The sequence below is a fragment of the Lujinxingia litoralis genome (assembly GCF_003260125.1).
In the GTDB taxonomy this organism is placed as follows: Bacteria; Myxococcota_A; Bradymonadia; order Bradymonadales; family Bradymonadaceae; genus Lujinxingia; species Lujinxingia litoralis.
Genome location: NZ_QHKO01000002.1, coordinates 560,277 through 575,867, shown reverse-complemented (window position 1 = coordinate 575,867; position 15,591 = coordinate 560,277). Strand labels below are relative to the sequence as shown.

Genomic DNA, 15,591 nt, shown 5'->3' with positions numbered 1-15,591 from the left:
ACATCGTGGCGCGGGTTATATTCAACAGTTGGCCGACAGCGCCGACCCCAGATCTACGACGCCGCCTGACCACCGGACATTCAATCGCGCGCGCGCCCCAGCACCCGCTCCCATCCACGACGCTCGGCCAGCCACAAAAAGGGCGGCAACACCAGCACCGTAGCTAAAAACGCTGCCCCGATCCCCACAATCGCCAGATACCCCAGCGACTGCAGCCCGGCGTAATTGGTGATCGCCAGCCCGCCAAACCCGATGATCGAGGTCACCGTCGTCATCCCGATCGCCGAGCCCACATGATCGATCACCTCCGGCAACCTCCCTCGTCCCTCCTCCAGGTAGTGATGATAGAAATGCACCCCATCATCCACCCCGATGCCGATGACTACCGGTAAGATCACCACATTAAAGAAGTCGAGCTTAATGCCAAACCACCCGCAAAATCCAAACATCCACACCGCCCCCACACCCAGCGCGCTGAGCGCGATCGCAGAACGCAGCGCGCTGCCAAAAAAGAACGACAGGATCACAAACACGATCACCAGCGCGATCCCCAACATCCGGGCCCCGTCCTCCTTAATCTCATCGAGCATCGCCGTATAAATATACGACTGGCTGGCCACCCTCACATCGATCCCCTCCAGGTCGGTGGCCTCCTCCACCTCGCCAAGAAAGCGTCGCGCCTGCTCCCCGACCATATGATCGATGCGTTCATTGACGTAGATCAGGTACTCAAACGCAAACGCTTCGCCCGCGGCAGGCTCCCGCGCCTGCGGCCCGGCCTCCCGAAACAACCTCTTGGTCCACTCCGGAAGATCGTGGATCGTAATCGCGTCCACCTCCAGGCTCTCGCGCATCTCATCGATGCGCTCTCGCTGAGACGCGCTCAAAAAGCTCAGATCCTCATCAAGGGTGGCTCGCATCGCCTCGATCACTTCCAGGCGCTCAGCCTGCTCCCGGGCGCTCCCCGGCATAAACGCATAAATCGACGCCACCGAACTCACCGTATCAAGCTCCCCCTCGGCTTGCTGCGCCTCCATATGTGCGTAGAGGCGGCGAGTATCCTCGGCGTCATCCAGCAGCAACAACGTCGGTGTGGAGGACTGCTGCCCCTTGAGCGCGCTGGTGTACTTGGCCCCGGTGCTCAACTGCTCGCGATCGGCCACATAGGTCTGCGGCGCAATCTCCTCGCGCACCTCCAGCGCCCGCTGCGCCACTCGCCGCGCCTGCTGACGTCCCTTCGCCCGCGCCTCGCGATCGGCCACCTCTTGCGGCGTCGCCTCGCCACGCTCCCAGGGCTTGATCACCTGTCCCACCCGGCGGAAATTCTCCTCAAACCTCACCTCGGGGATCTGCGTCACGGCCCACACCGTCACCACTCCGGCCAGCCCCAACGCCCACGGCGAGTAGCGCAAGATCTTGCCTTGACGCACCGCTTTCTCGATGAGGCGCTCGCCCTTGACCTCCCCGGGCTCATGGGGCCACCAACGCTGCAGCGTCAAAATCAGCGCCGGCATCGTCACCACCATCGCCAGCACCGTCATCAAGACCCCCACCGCGGCGACCTGGCCAAACTGACTCAGCCCCCGAAACTGAGCAAAAGAGAGCACCACAAAGGTGGCAAAGGTCGTCGTCGCCCCCATCACCGTCGCCCGCCCCACCGAATTATAGCACGCCCAGAGCGCATCGACCGGCGCCAACCCCTGCGCCCGCGCCCGGTCGTAACCGTTGAGCAGATGGATCGAAAAGTCGATCCCCAGCCCCAGCAAGATCGCAAAGATGAACACCGTCACCGTGGTCAATTCACCATGCACCACAAAGGCAAAAGCTAGCGTCCAGAGCACCCCCATAACCAGCGGCCCCAGCACCAAAAACACCGCCCTGATCCGGCGGAAATAGAGCGCAATCACCAGAAATAGCCCCAGCATGGTAAAGAGCGCCGAGGTCTGAATATCCCCCACAATCGAGGTATACTCTGCCTGACGCGATACCAGCCCGCCCCCGTACTCCAGCTTCATATCCGGATGATAACTCCCCGGATCGAGTTCCTGCCCCAGGCCCCGCACCTGATCAAGCAACTGGTTGGTCGCCGCCAGATCGGTCGAGGTCTCCACAAAACGCACCACGATGGTCAACGAGTAGCCATCGTCGGCCATCAGGTACTCTTTGTAGCTCTGATGGGCCAGATCTTCGTAGCGCGCCTCGATCTCCGAGGTATCAATCAACTTATCATCGCGCTCTCGCGGCTTGCCCAGGGGCACAAAGAGCGGGTTCTGCGCGCGTTTCTCCTCCCGAATCCGGCGCTTGATCTGCCGGTGCAGCTCCTCCAGATCTTCCACCTCCATATAAAGAAGGCGATGCTGCTCAAAAAAAGCCTTGTCGTTGTGGTAATGAGCCAACGCAATCTGCGGCAGCTCGCGCAGACGCTCGGCATAGACCTCGGCAAAGGCCAGGTTGGCCTCTTTATCCGGCGAATCAATGACCACAAACAGTGACGATCCCGAGCCCACCCGCTGACCGACCTCTTCCATGGCCTGGGCGGCCTCCGAGCTGCTCGGCAGCAGCGCCCGAAAGTCGCTGTTGATGTTCCAGCGCGTGGCAATAAGCGTCAGCGACACAAGCGTGAGCACCAGACTCATCAACACCAGCCAGCCCGGCCATCGCCCCACCACCCCGCGCATGTACCGCTCGGCCAACTTCACTGCCCTGCTGCTCATTATTGCCTCTCCAACCATCGTCTCCAACGCGCTCACCCGCCGACGCCTCACGGCCGCCTTGCCCTTAACAGGCTTCGTGCTATGAGTGCTCCCGGAGTATCGCACCATGACCCAAAAAACCACATCTTCCGCCCCCACCGATGCCTGCATTATGCTGGATGCCCGTTACTTGAACGGGCGCCACAGCGGTATCGGGCGCTACACATACAACCTCATCCTCGAGCTTCTCCAGCTCGACGAGAGCTTGCGCCTGCGCCTGCTGACCCACCCTGACAACCCGGTCCCGGTCGACCACCCCCGGGTCAGGTGCCAGACGTTTGCCGCCGCCCCCAATTCATTTTCCACACGACTGCTGCTGCCGCGCACCATCGACTTTCGCGACGTTGATCTCTTTCACTCCCCCTTTAACATCTTACCCGGCCAGCTGCCGGTGCCCGCGCTCTTCACCCTCCACGATATCATGTGGCTGCTCAACCCGGACTACTGCACCGACGTGTGGTGGCGAAAGCTGGTCACCGGCACCTTTTATCAAACCTTTATTCCACGCTCGGTAGCCCGCGCCGACCACATCCTGACCGTCTCCCACACCTCGCGCCGGGCCATCGAAGAGCATTTCCCCGCGATGCAAAGCCGCGTCAGCGTGACCTACAACGGTCTCGATCCCTTCTTTTCCCCTATGCCCGCCCCACAGGCCTGGCCTCTCCTGGGCCGCTGGCTGGCACCCCGCTCTCGCTTTGTCCTCGTCGTTGGCCAGGGCTCGCCATACAAAAATCACCCCGGGGCGCTGCGGGCCTTTATCGAAGCCTTTGCCGACGACCCGACCATCTACTTTGTGCTGGTGCGACGCCTCGACGAGAGTTCAAATCAAGAGCTCGGTCAGCTCCTGGCCGATCCTCGCCTGGGGTCGCGTGTCATTCGCATTGGCTACGTCTCCAGCAACGAGCTGCGCGCGCTTTACAGCACGGCGATGGCCTTCCTCTTTCCCTCCTTCTACGAGGGATTCGGCCTGCCGGCACTCGAGGCCATGGCCTGTGGCGCGCCGGTCATCACCTCCAATCAGGGCGCGCCGGCCGAAGTCTGTCAGGGCGGCGCGCTGATGGTCGACCCCCATGACACACACGCCATCGCCAATGCCCTGCGCCAACTCCGCGACGACCCTCAACTCGCCACGGATTTAAGCCACCGAGGCCGCCAGCGAGCGGCAACCTTCACCTGGCGCGCCTGCGCCGCCTCGGCCCTCGCGGCCTACCGCCGCGTACTCGGCCTGAACCACGACCCCACCCCCTCGCCGGGAGCCTGACCGATGGCCCGTATTCTCATCGACGCCCGCTGCCTGAGCGCCAACCCCACCGGTGTAGGCCGCTACGCTCGAGCCCTGATCGCTCACCTGGCACCGCGCGCAATCCAGGCCGGTCACGAGCTAACGCTACTGCGCCACCCCTCGCATACCGCGCCCCTGCACCCCGAACTCGCGTTGCCCCAGGTCACCAGCGAGTGCCCCCCCGACAACCTCAAAAACCACCTCATCGGCCATCGCGCCCTCGAAGACGCTGTACGCCAGCTCGGCCAGCCCGAGCTCTACCACAGCCTCTTTCATATCTTGCCCCGCTACGCCCACCGGGTGATGCCGCAGGCCCGTATCGTCACCACCCTCCACGACCTGGTCTGGCTGGATCATCCGGACGCCTCTCAGCCCACCTGGCTCAAGGCTCGTTCCATCCAGACCTTTGCCCGGGCCGCCATCCCTCACGCGCTGCGCGCCAGCGACGCCGTCATCGCCATCAGCCGCCCTACCGCCGAACGCGCCCATCAACTTCTGGGCCGCCATCAGATCCCGGTCCCCGTGATCCACCACGGCGTCGACCCGCGCTTCTTCGACGCTCCGCCCCCCATCACCGGCCCACTTCGCTGGCTCGGTCAGCCCGAAGCCCCTCCCTTCTTTGTGGCCATCGGCAACCACAAGCCCTACAAAAATCTCCACACCCTCATCGACGCCTTCGCCCGCCTGCCACGCCACACCCCGCAGCCTCAGCTCGTCCTCATCGGCGACTGCGAGGGACTCTCCGCACACATTGGCCCCAGCCAGGTAAGCGAGCATATCCACCTGACCGGCCTGATCGACGACGACCAGCTACGTGCCCTCCTGGGCCGCGCCACCGCGTTTGTCTTTCCCTCACTTGTCGAAGGATTTGGCCTGCCCATCCTGGAGGCCATGGCCATGGGCCGCCCCACCCTGGTCTCCGACCTGGAGCCCATGCGTTCCATCGCCGGCGAGGCCGCGCTGCTTTTTCATCCCCACAGCCCCGACGATCTCGCTCGCCTGCTCCAGCGCCTGCTCACCGCGCCTCCCCTCGCCAGAAACCTCGGAGAACGAAGCCTGGCCCGCGCCCGCACGTTTTGCTGGGACAAAACCGCCGACGAAACCCTGCGGGTGTATGAAAAGACAATGGCGACACAAACCCACACGGCGTAACTGAGCCGGTGCCAGGTGTTCGTACGCTACCCTGGCACAACACTACGCGTCGCAAACGATGCGCCCGGGTTCCAGGCCACCGTTCGTATCTGCACACGGGTGCCAGACCACCGATCAGGCACGGAGTGACTTCATCTCCGCCCCCTCAACCGAGAAGACACATCCGCACCGTTGTCCCCCTGAACCGGTGCCTGGTGTTCGGACGCTACCCTGGTACAACACCATGCTTCGCAAACGATGTGCACAGGTGCCAGGCTACCGTTCGTATCTGCGCACAGGTGCCAGGCCACCGATCAGGCACGGAGTGACTTCATCTCCGCCCCTCAACCGGGAAGATGCGACTGCACCACTGTCCAGATAGCCTCGGAGATCTCCTCCCGCTCCAGCCCCGCATCCAGCCGCACAATCGGCTGCCCCTCAGCCGAAAGCATGGTCAACACCTCATCGTAGCGCCGCTCCAGGCGTGCGAGCTTTTCGCGCGTCTCATAGAGATCGCGACTTCCACGCCCCGAAAGCCGTGACATACACAGCTCCACCGGCGCCTCCAGAAAAATCGTCACATCCGGCACCCGCGCTCTTGAGTTGAGCTCGCGCACCCATCCGTAGTCGACTCGCTCTTCCCCGTCGATATCGCCCTGATAGACCAGACTGGAGTGGTAGTAGCGATCCGAAATCGCGACCTTCCCGGCCCGTAGTGCCGGCTCGATCTGCGCCTCGATATGATCGAGCCTGTCCGCCGCAAAAAGCAGCGCCAACGTCTCTCGCCCCACCGGACGCGCCCCATCCTCACCGGGCACCACCACGCGACCGGTGAGCATCTGCCGGATCAGCGTGCCGATCGGCCCCTCCGAAGGTTCGCAACTCGTCGAAACCTCCCACCCCTCGGCCCGCAACCGCGCGGCCAGCGCCGCACTCTGCGTCGTCGTCCCTGCGCCATCCAACCCTTCCAGCACCACAAAAGGTGTACCCTGCTGCAACATCCTCTCCGCCTTGCTCGCCATACCCACACCAACTCACGCGCGTTCGAACGCCTGGCACCCGGACCAGGCTTCCCACCCATCCCACGGAACTCCCCTGGAAGCCAGATTTGCGCCTGGATTCTCTCCGCTGCGCCCCGGTTCGCTTGCCTGGCACCGGAACACGGTTCGCTCGCCTGGCACCAGAACTCGGCTGCGTTCCTACTCCCGCGTGACCACATCGCCATACTCGAACGCCAGGCACCTGCCCCCGGAGCACACGACCGAACATGGTCCTAGGACTCCTCCCGGTGCCTCCCGATTCCCCCCCGCTCGCTCACCTGGCACCGGAACACGGCACCGGAACAAAGTTCGCTCGGCTGGCACCAGAACTCCTCCGAGTGCCTCCCGATCCCCCCCGCTCGCTCGCCTGGCACCCGATCAAGCTCCCCGCCCCCCTTACACTCGCTCTTTCTTCTTCCGCGCCATAAAGCGCTCCACCCGCTCCCAGTGCGCTTCCGCCGCCCAGAGATCGCAAAACGCCTCGAACTCTCCCGCCATCGCGCGCTCGCGCTCCTGACGCGCCGCCCGCCCGGCCCCTACCTTCAGCGCTCGCCATACCGCCGGGTCGCTCTCCAGAAAGCTCTCGGCCAACGCCATCACCCGCGCATCCAACGCCTCATTCGGAACGACTTCCTCCACCAGCCCGCAGCGCTGGGCCTCTTCAGCCCCGACCACCGCGGCCAGCCCCAACCACTGCAGCGCGCGATGTCGCCCCACCTTCTCAACCAGCCTCGTCAACCCGCCCCACCCCGGCGTCAACGCGAACCTTCCCTGCGTCAGCCCCAGCTGCGCCCCGGCCGCCACCACACACAGATCAAAGGCCAACATCAACTCCACCCCGCCGCCGTAGGCGTCGCCATTGACCCGGGCCACGGTCCAGCACGCCAACGCCTCCAGGCGCTCCAGAATCCGACGCATCCGTCCCGACATCGCCTCGGCATCCTCACGCGTCCGAAGGTCGGCGAACGCCTGAAGATCCCCTCCCGACGCAAACGCCCGCCCAGACCCGCCGACCACCAGAACCCTCAACGTTGCACAGCGCTCAGCCCGATCCAGCAGCGTCTCCAACGCCTCCATCACCTCAAAATTGACCGCGTTCAAACGCTCCTCGCGGGCGATCTCCACCCACCACACCGCACCGTCTGCCCGCTCCTCGCATCGCACCACCATCGAACTCACCTCGTCACCCATCCTCTCCCGTCTTCGGCGTCGCATCGGCCTGGACCTGCTCTCGCCGAACTTCCAACGCCTGCCGGGCCTGCTCCCGAACCCGGGCCACATCATGCGCCTCGGCCAGCGTCTCCAGATACACCGCCACCCAGGGCGTCGACAATGTCGCAAGTCGGGGCAACAGACCGATCAAGTCATCATAGCGCTGCTCCCGACTCATCCGCTCGGCTAACTCCGTCAAGGCCCGCGCCGCCCCGCGCGACTCCAGCTCCCATAACGCCTCGGCCGCCGCAAAAGCCACCTCCTCATCGCTTCCCCGCGCCGCCTCCGCCAACGCCTCCTCGGCCTGCATCACCGCCCCCGCCACCACACGCTGCACCGCCAGTAGCCGTGCACTGGCCTCCGCTCCGTCATCCGCGCACCACTTCCCAAGCTCGCCGGCCGACGCCTGATAGACCCGCGCCTGTGCCCTTAACCCCGCCATCACCTCCTCAACTCCCCGACGCAAGAGCGTACGCCCCAGCGCTCCCAACAACGCCTCCGGCGGCCGATCACTGACCAGCGGATGCCGCACCACATGCTGCGCCCGCATCGACACCGCCTCTTCCCTCTCGCGGCTCACCGCCGGCTCGGCTTGCCCCTCCACCCGCACCACCAGCACCGACCCTTCCAACGCCTGCGCCAGACGCACCTGGTAGCGCACCTGACTCTTCAATCCCTTGACTCCCCCCTGTCCGCTTAACCCCTGCTCGCTCTCGCGCAACGCTCGCAACCACCACTCCTCCACCCGCTGCGCCTCCGGCACCCACCCCGGTCGCTGCGCGACCTCCCCGCTTACCTCCTCCAGCACCTGCACCGACTGCACCCAGTAGGGGCCGCTCTGCGCCTCCTCCGCCTGCGCCTTTGTGCTGCACCCCCACCCGCTCGCACTTGCCCACATCAGCCCCAGCCACACGAGTAGCAGCCGTCCCCCCAGACGCTCCATCGTCTCCCCCTTCTCCCCAGGTTGTCGCGGATCTTCCCGGCTCTAAACCTGAGCACCCCACCCGGGACTGTCGAACAACGGACGCCTCAAACGTGCGAATGCCTGGCACCCGGCGGCAGCTCCCTCACACGTGCGAACGCCTGGCACCCTCCTCCCGCTTAGTACACCAGCTCAAACATCCACATCCCCCGCCACTCCTGCACCCGACGCTCCCGATCATCAATCCTCCCCAGGCGCCCACGCCGCTCCAACACCGTCCCCAGGCGCACACGCTCCACAGGCCACGAACTCATCAGCTCCAACCGCCCCACATCAACCCTGTCGTAGAGTTCAAGCTCATCCTCGATCGACTCCTGCAACCGATCGACGCCCTGAATCGACCAGACCCGATGCTGCCGCCAATCCGCCCGAACATGGACCCGGGCAATATCCAACTCCAGGCCCAGCTCCTGAGTCAGTCCCCACCCAAAATAGTAACCCTCGGCCAACGACCCGCGTTGTCCCTCCATGTTGCCATCCGGCGCATACTCCGGCAGCACGCGCGAATCGATCGCCGAAAAATCCGGCGAGATCCCATAGCGCAGCCGCCACCCCACCCGCCCACGCGCGCCCCAGTGCTCGGCGACAACCCCGGGAAGATGCATCATCCCAAAACGATCGAGTTCGTCTCCATAAACATGCTCCTCGTGACGAAACCCCATCCCGGTGCCCAGAAACGCGCCCAGCCCGCGCCCGCCATCTTCACCACGCAACATCGACTGCCCATACCACCCGGCCAGATCCACGCCCCCCTCAAATCCCCATCGATGCACTCCGGCCGTCCCCCCGGCAAACTCCCCTCGCAACCGGGTCGCCAGGGTCCCCACCTCCCAGCCGAACTGCCGCCCGGCACTCCGATAGCCCGGCAAAAACACCAGCTCCGAACCCGCCTCCAGGTGCACATCCTGACGCGCCCCCTCCGGCGTTCCCCCCTCCCAGCGGGCCCGCGGCGTGGCGGCTCCCGCCCCCAGGCGCAACCGAAACCGCCGCCACGAATCACTCGGCCACCCCATCGCGTCGAGTTCTCCCGAAGGCGATACACCTCGTCCATCAGCCCAGTCATGAAACTGTGAGGGCGCCCCAAACACCCAGGCCAACGCCCGATTGACGGGCGTCGCCGAACTGCGCCTGAAATAATGCCCCAGCTGGTAGTATGCCTCCCCCAACGGCACCCCGGCCACGCCGGTCAACACCAGATCGTTGAGACTGACGATCTCCTTATACTCAACCGCGACCTCCCAGATCAGTGTCGCCAGCATCGCGGCCACAAACGACTCCCACAGCGGCAGGTCATTGGCCCGTGCCAGCGTGTAGTACACGCCTCCCGCCACCGGATGCAGCGGCGAGTTCAGGTACATCTCGTTGGAATCCATCCTCCAGCCTGCAAAGCTGCGATGGCGTTCCACCTGCGTAGACAGCGTGTAATCCCAATCCGTCGCGTTAATATCGGTGTTCAACCAATACCAGGCCGTACCAACCCCCAGCGCCGCGCCAACCTCCAGCGTCGCTCGCCCGTAACGGGGCGAAGCTCCCCGGGGCTCCTCCACCGGGCTCTGCAGTACATGGTCGTACAGGGTGCGCTCTACCCATCCCAGCTCGCCACCCTCCCCCGGCAGACGCATCGCCTCAAACACCACCGGCTCATCGCGCTCATACAGGGCCCAGTCCAACACCTCCACACTCAGCGCCCCGTCTTCCAGACGTTCCAAACGCACGTGATAGCGGTAGCGCCCCGAACGCCGCGCCAACCTCACCCCCCGATCCATCTTAATAAGCTGTCGTTGCGGCAACGCCAGACACTCCGCGGCCACACTCGTCTGCAGGGCCCCGCAGGTGCGCGCCGCCCACCCCGGCTCGCGCTGACGATCCCGCACCGACACAAAAAGCTGGGTCCCTTCTGCACCCGGCGCCGCCTCGCCCTCCCGGATCGCCATATCCCCGGGTTCTGCCGGCTCCGCCACCAGCCCCTCTTCGGCCTGCGAAGCACTCCCGGGGGCCAGCATCGCCAGCATCACCCCTACCCCGATCCACCATCTATTCAGGCGCCCTCCGCGGCTCAACCACCGCACACCTACCTCACCGCACACTGCGCCCATACAACACTCCAACTACCACCTGTCTCGTCACGAGACAGGCCTACGCACCTACGTGCACCACAAGCTCGCGCTGCATCGGGCCATCCCGATGCTCCCACAAAAAGATCCCCTGCCAGCGCCCCAGCACCAGACGCCCCCCGTCAATCGGGATTCCCAGACTCGTTGACGTCAGAGCCGCCTTAATATGCGAAGGCATATCATCGGGCCCCTCGGCCGTATGCGTGTAAAGCGAATCATTTTCCGGCACCAGCCGCTTCAGCCACCGCTCCAGATCGCGGCGTGCCGAAGGGTCGGCGTTCTCCTGAATCGTCAAACTCGCCGAGGTATGCCGCACAAAGAGCGTGCAAAGCCCCTCCTCCATTCCCGAGCTGGCCACCACCCGCGCCACCTCGTCGGTGATCTCATACATCCCCTGCCCCTGCGTCTCGTGCACCCATCGTACGATCATCACGCCTCCACTGAGTTCAACGTCCATTCATCGCGCCAAACGATCGCCCGGCACTCGTTCGTTCCACTCATGTTCGATCACCTGGCACCCGAGGCGCCCAGATGCCCCCCCCTACACCACATCCCACATCCCCGCATCCCTGATCATCTGATGCCCGACATACCTATCCACGTTCGTTCGCCTGGCACCCGAGCACACGACACCCGATCGTCTGCCTCCCACTCACGTTCGTTCGCCTGGCACCCGAGCACACGACACCCGATCGCCTGCCCCCCACTCACGTTCGATCACCTGGCACCCGAGCACACGGCCACCGACACTCCACTCACGTTCGTTCGCCTGGCACCCGAGCACGTTCGCTCACTCGTCACCCCGGAACCTTACTTCCCCTTGCCCCGGCGCCGACACTCCCTCGTCAACCGCCCCAGCCGCTCATAGACCGGCTCATCTTCCAGCATCGCCTCGCTCATCCGCCAGTTCCAGTTGTCCTCGGCTACTCCGGGCACATTCATCCGCGCCTGACTCCCGAGCTCAAAGAGATCCTGCACCGGCACCACCACCAGATCGGCTTTCGACGCCCACAACATCTCGATCATCGCCCACACAATCCCCTCATCGGCATGCGAGACGTACGTACGCACACCATGCTTCCCCAGCTCATCCAGACTCTCATACCACCCCTGCGTCGTGTCATTATCGTGAGTGCCGGTATACGCCGCGCAATGGCGCGGATAGGTATGCGGCAAAAAGGGATGATCCTCCTCCCCCTCAAACCCAAACTGCATCACCCGCATCCCCATCAGCCCCAGCTCGTCGCGAAGCGCACGAACCTTTTCGGTGATGATCCCCAGGTCTTCGGCCACCATCGGCACCTCCCCCAGCGCCTCTTCGATCGCCTTAAACACCGCGCCTCCCGGCCCCTTGACCCACCGTCCATCCACCGCCGTGGGCGCGTCCGCCGGAATCCGCCAGTACGACTCAAACCCCCGAAAATGATCGATGCGCAGCGCATCCACCATCGTCATCACCTGCCTCACACGCCCCACCCACCAGTCGTACCCCCGCTCCGCCATCCGCCCCCAGTCATAGAGCGGGTTGCCCCAGCGCTGCCCGGTCTCCGAAAAATAGTCCGGCGGCACCCCGGCCACCGCCTCCGGAGCCCCATCGGCGCCCAGCTCAAACAGGTCGCGACTCGCCCAGACCTCCGCGCTGTCCATCGCTACAAAAATCGGCACATCGCCCAACACACAGACCCCGCGCTCGGCCGCATACGCCTTTAACGTCTTCCACTGCTCCGAAAACACCCACTGCTCAAAACGCACCCGCTCCATCCGCGCCGAAAGCCCGCGCTGCGCCTCCTCCACCGCCTCCGGATCTCGCCGCACCAGCGGCGCCGGCCACGCCTGCCAGCTTCGCCCCTCATGACGCTCCTTCAACGCCGTGTAGAGCGCATAATCCTCCAACCACCCCGACGCCCCCTGCACAAACTTCTGATACCCCACCCCCGACTCGCCCCCGCCACCTCGCCAGCCCCGATACGCCAACTCCAGAAGCTCCCCCTTGGCCTCCCCGATCACATCCACATCAAAGCGCTCCGACTGCCCCCGCGCGCACAGCGCCCGATACACCTTGAGCTCCGACGACGCCAGCCACCCCGCCTCCACCAACGCCTCCAGATCGATCAGCATCGCATTGCCCGCAAACGCCGAACTTGCCGAATAAGGCGATCCCCCGTGCCCCGGCGGGTTCAAGGGCAACACCTGCCACCAGCGCTGCCCGGCCTCCTCCAGCCGATCCACCCACCGACGCGCATAACGCCCCAGGCTGCCCACCCCATCCGGCCCCGGCAAACTCGTCGGATGCAACAACACCCCCGATGATCGCTCCCACGAACCCATCTCACCCTCCTCATTCACCCACGCATCCATTCCAGCCTACCCCCGGCACCTCGCTATGACTCTGCATTTTTCCGGAGCACGGACCCGCAAAGCTAGTCCCCACGGGCCCGATCGCAAACCTCATCCCCCTCTTTTCTTTCCTCTCCCCTGACCCTGCCTTACCCTGAGCCCTCTTCGCGTCCTGCCACACCTGCCCATCGGCCTCGGCACGCGCCCGGACCCGCGGAACAAAACCACCTCCCCTGCATGGTTGACCTCATATCGGCTCCGCCCCCCACGCGCTGACACGATCTCTGTTGCCCCCTCTTTACGAGTTACGAGCTCCCATGATCCGCCTCATCACCGCGCTCACCCTCCTGACCACAGGCCTCCTGGCGCTCCCCCAGGCCCACGCCCAGCACGCCCGCGGCGAGGCACCGCCCACCCGGCTCGCTCAGTCCACACCGCGAGAGGCGGGCAACAGCGCGCGCTTTCGTGTCATTGAGCGCTTCCCCGGCAGCGAACCCGAACCGCTCGAGATCCCCACCGTCGCCCCGGGAACCCCTTTCGCTCCGGTCATCGAAGAGGTCGAGCGCGACAACTGGACTTCCGCCCACCGAAAGCTCCAGGAACCCCGCCTCCAGGAACTTCTGGCCGACGAACCCCGCATGACCTTTCTGGCCGCCTACGTCGCTCTAGAGGCCGGCCATCCCCGCGTCGCTCTCCAACATCTTCAGAACCTGGACGACGACCTCGAAGTGCTCGCCGACTATGTGCACTTCCTCCACGCCCGCGCGGCGCTCAAAGCCGATGACGCACACACCGCCACCCTCCAGGCCGCGGCCGTCCCCCCCGAGAGCCTCCTCTTCCCCGACGCACTACGCCTTTTGGCCAGCGCCCTTCAGAAGGCCAACCAGCCCGAAGATCGCGAACGCGCCATCGAAGTCCTCTCCCTCTACATTAAGTCCTACCCCCGCACCGCCGGCGCCCTGGCTGCACGTGAGGAGCTCGCCGGACTGCTGGAGGCCCGCGCTGAACCTCAAAAAGCCATCGAGCACTACCTGGCCATCCGCAAGCACAACCCCTTAAGCAACGCGGCCACCCGCGCCACCGCGCGCCTTCAGGCCCTCGATGCCCACCTCTCCCAGGCCCAGCGCCGCCAACTCGACGACGCCTCCCCCGCACGCGCCCTGGCCCTGGCTCAGGCTCGCTTCGACCGCCACCAGAGCGAGCGCGTCATCCGCGACCTCAACGCCGCCCTCCCCCGCTGGCCCGAAGACGCCTCCCAGCGCTGCGAGGCCCTCTACCTGATCGGCCGCTCCCACACCAAGCTCCGCCAGCACTCCGACGCCATCCCCGTCTACGAGCGCATCCTCAACCAGTGCAAAGACACCGAGTGGGAGCTGCGCGCGCTCTACCTGGGCGGCCGCGCCCGCTGGAACACCGGCGACCGCATGGGCGCCCTCTCCCTCTTTGAGCGCATCTGGGAGGAACACCCCGACCACTCCTACGCCGATGACGCCATGTACTTTGCCGGACGCATCCTGCGCTCCGAAGATCGCCTCGACGAGGCCCGCGCCCGCCTGACCGCGCAGCTTCAACGCTACCCCGAGGGCGACATGGCCAAAGACGCGCACTGGCTGCTCGTGCGCGAGTTCTTCGATAAAGACGACTTCCAGTCCGTCATCGACCACGTCGATAACCTCCAGGACACCGGCGAAGACGACCTCTACACCCGGGGCCGCCTGCACTACTTCCGTGCCCGCGCCCTCCACCAGGCCGGACGCACCGACGAGGCCACCCGCGCCTGGCTCCAGGTCGCGCAAGCCCACCCCATGAGCTACTACGCGCTCTTGAGCTTCAACCAGCTCGCCAGAGTCCGGGGCGACCACCCCCGGGCCGATCTCTGCACCTCCCTGGGACCGGCCTGCGCAGACACACTCCCCCCCCGTCAGGACGCCGCCCCGCTGCCCCTGCCTGACGCCCTCAAAGACGACCCGGGCTTTCTCAAAGGCTCCCACCTGCTGGCCCTCGGCCTGAGCCAACTCGCCAGAAACGAGCTCACCGCCCTGCGCAAACGCCATCGCTCCGACCACCCCACCCTCTGGGCTCTGGCCTCCCTCCTCGATGCCGCCCACGCCTACCCCCTCTCCCACGACCTGGCCCGACGCCACATCGACGGCTGGATGGACGCCTACCCCTCCGAAACCACCCGCCGCATGTGGTCCATCGCCTATCCCACACCCTTCAAGGATGCCCTCACCCGCTATGCCGAAGAGCGCGGCCTGAACCCGGCCATCGTCTACGCCATCATGCGCGAAGAAAGCGGCTTTAACCCCCGCATCGAGAGCTGGGCCAACGCCCGCGGCCTCCTCCAGCTCATCGAGCCCACCGCCCGGCGCATCGCGCAAAAAGACGGCCTCCACGACTTCTCCTTCGACCTTCTCTTCAACCCCACCCTCAACATCCGCCTGGGCACCGCCTACATGCGCGAGCTCGCCGACCAGACCCAGAACCACCCCGCCCTCATCATCGCCGGCTATAACGGCGGCTTTGGAAACGTCTCCACCTGGCTGGAGAACTTCGGCCACGAGGAGCTCGACCTCTTTGTCGAAAACATCCCCTTCGGTCAAACCCGCGACTACACCAAACGCGTGCTCATGAGCTTCTGGATCTACAGCTACCTCTACTCCGAGGCCCGCGTACCCGCGCTCTCCTTTAACCTTCGTTGAATTGACCTGTCGGCGGTGCTATCACTTTCGGGGCCCAC

At 65.0% G+C, this 15,591-nt stretch carries 10 protein-coding genes; 3 read left to right on the top strand and 7 right to left on the bottom strand.

All coding sequences use genetic code 11. The features are described from left to right. Nucleotides 1–80: 80 nt before the first annotated feature. Nucleotides 81–2,714 (bottom strand): efflux RND transporter permease subunit, encoded by a 2,634-nt coding sequence (locus tag DL240_RS06940; protein ID WP_158542411.1) that lies wholly within the window; start codon nucleotides 2,712–2,714, stop codon nucleotides 81–83. Nucleotides 2,715–2,820: 106 nt separating this feature from the next. Between DL240_RS06940 and DL240_RS06935 the strand changes: the two genes are divergently transcribed. Both DL240_RS06935 and DL240_RS06930 read left to right on the top strand, forming a co-directional pair. Next, a complete protein-coding gene (locus DL240_RS06935; protein WP_111729134.1) occupies nucleotides 2,821–4,014 on the top strand; it encodes a glycosyltransferase family 4 protein in 1,194 nt (397 codons plus the stop codon). A gap of 3 nt (nucleotides 4,015–4,017) precedes the next feature. Beyond that, nucleotides 4,018–5,187 (top strand): glycosyltransferase family 4 protein, encoded by a 1,170-nt coding sequence (locus DL240_RS06930; protein WP_111729133.1) that lies wholly within the window; start codon nucleotides 4,018–4,020, stop codon nucleotides 5,185–5,187. A 323-nt stretch (nucleotides 5,188–5,510) separates the two neighbouring features. Here the strand turns inward: DL240_RS06930 and tmk are convergent, their stop codons facing one another. From tmk to malQ, 6 genes are all read right to left on the bottom strand, one after another. After that, nucleotides 5,511–6,167: a dTMP kinase gene (gene tmk / locus DL240_RS06925; protein WP_158542410.1), complete on the bottom strand. Its 657-nt coding sequence runs from the start codon at nucleotides 6,165–6,167 to the stop codon at nucleotides 5,511–5,513. 435 nt (nucleotides 6,168–6,602) lie between these two features. Beyond that, on the bottom strand, nucleotides 6,603–7,397 hold the full coding sequence (locus tag DL240_RS06920) for an enoyl-CoA hydratase/isomerase family protein (RefSeq protein WP_158542409.1): 795 nt from the start codon (nucleotides 7,395–7,397) through the stop codon (nucleotides 6,603–6,605). Further along, the gene (locus DL240_RS20220) at nucleotides 7,390–8,361 is read right to left on the bottom strand and encodes a hypothetical protein (RefSeq protein WP_199589760.1); all 972 of its coding nucleotides are present in this window, start codon (nucleotides 8,359–8,361) and stop codon (nucleotides 7,390–7,392) included. Before DL240_RS20220 ends, DL240_RS06920 begins: the two co-directional genes overlap by 8 nt. A gap of 158 nt (nucleotides 8,362–8,519) precedes the next feature. Next, complete coding sequence (locus DL240_RS06910; RefSeq protein WP_111729130.1) at nucleotides 8,520–10,496, bottom strand: DUF3943 domain-containing protein; 1,977 nt, start codon at nucleotides 10,494–10,496, stop codon at nucleotides 8,520–8,522. A 40-nt stretch (nucleotides 10,497–10,536) separates the two neighbouring features. Then, nucleotides 10,537–10,944 carry a secondary thiamine-phosphate synthase enzyme YjbQ gene (locus DL240_RS06905; RefSeq protein WP_111729129.1) on the bottom strand — a complete coding sequence of 136 codons (408 nt, stop codon included), beginning with the start codon at nucleotides 10,942–10,944 and terminating at the stop codon, nucleotides 10,537–10,539. 380 nt (nucleotides 10,945–11,324) lie between these two features. Further along, nucleotides 11,325–12,842, bottom strand: coding sequence for a 4-alpha-glucanotransferase (gene malQ, locus DL240_RS06900; RefSeq protein ID WP_158542408.1), 1,518 nt, complete (start codon nucleotides 12,840–12,842; stop codon nucleotides 11,325–11,327). Between the two features lie 326 nt (nucleotides 12,843–13,168). On the opposite strand from malQ, the gene DL240_RS06895 reads away from it, so the two are divergent. Then, the gene (locus DL240_RS06895; RefSeq protein WP_111729127.1) at nucleotides 13,169–15,553 is read left to right on the top strand and encodes a transglycosylase SLT domain-containing protein; all 2,385 of its coding nucleotides are present in this window, start codon (nucleotides 13,169–13,171) and stop codon (nucleotides 15,551–15,553) included. Nucleotides 15,554–15,591 lie beyond the last annotated feature (38 nt).

What these genes read in the sequence shown, in the direction of transcription:
- DL240_RS06940 (WP_158542411.1), bottom strand. Translation starts at nt 2,714, where the DNA reads ATGAGCAGCAGGGCAGTGAAGTTGGCCGAGCGGTACATGCGCGGGGTG.
- DL240_RS06935 (WP_111729134.1), top strand. Translation starts at nt 2,821, where the DNA reads ATGACCCAAAAAACCACATCTTCCGCCCCCACCGATGCCTGCATTATG.
- DL240_RS06930 (WP_111729133.1), top strand. Translation starts at nt 4,018, where the DNA reads ATGGCCCGTATTCTCATCGACGCCCGCTGCCTGAGCGCCAACCCCACC.
- tmk (WP_158542410.1), bottom strand. Translation starts at nt 6,167, where the DNA reads ATGTTGCAGCAGGGTACACCTTTTGTGGTGCTGGAAGGGTTGGATGGC.
- DL240_RS06920 (WP_158542409.1), bottom strand. Translation starts at nt 7,397, where the DNA reads ATGGGTGACGAGGTGAGTTCGATGGTGGTGCGATGCGAGGAGCGGGCA.
- DL240_RS20220 (WP_199589760.1), bottom strand. Translation starts at nt 8,361, where the DNA reads ATGGAGCGTCTGGGGGGACGGCTGCTACTCGTGTGGCTGGGGCTGATG.
- DL240_RS06910 (WP_111729130.1), bottom strand. Translation starts at nt 10,496, where the DNA reads ATGGGCGCAGTGTGCGGTGAGGTAGGTGTGCGGTGGTTGAGCCGCGGA.
- DL240_RS06905 (WP_111729129.1), bottom strand. Translation starts at nt 10,944, where the DNA reads ATGATCGTACGATGGGTGCACGAGACGCAGGGGCAGGGGATGTATGAG.
- malQ (WP_158542408.1), bottom strand. Translation starts at nt 12,842, where the DNA reads ATGGGTTCGTGGGAGCGATCATCGGGGGTGTTGTTGCATCCGACGAGT.
- DL240_RS06895 (WP_111729127.1), top strand. Translation starts at nt 13,169, where the DNA reads ATGATCCGCCTCATCACCGCGCTCACCCTCCTGACCACAGGCCTCCTG.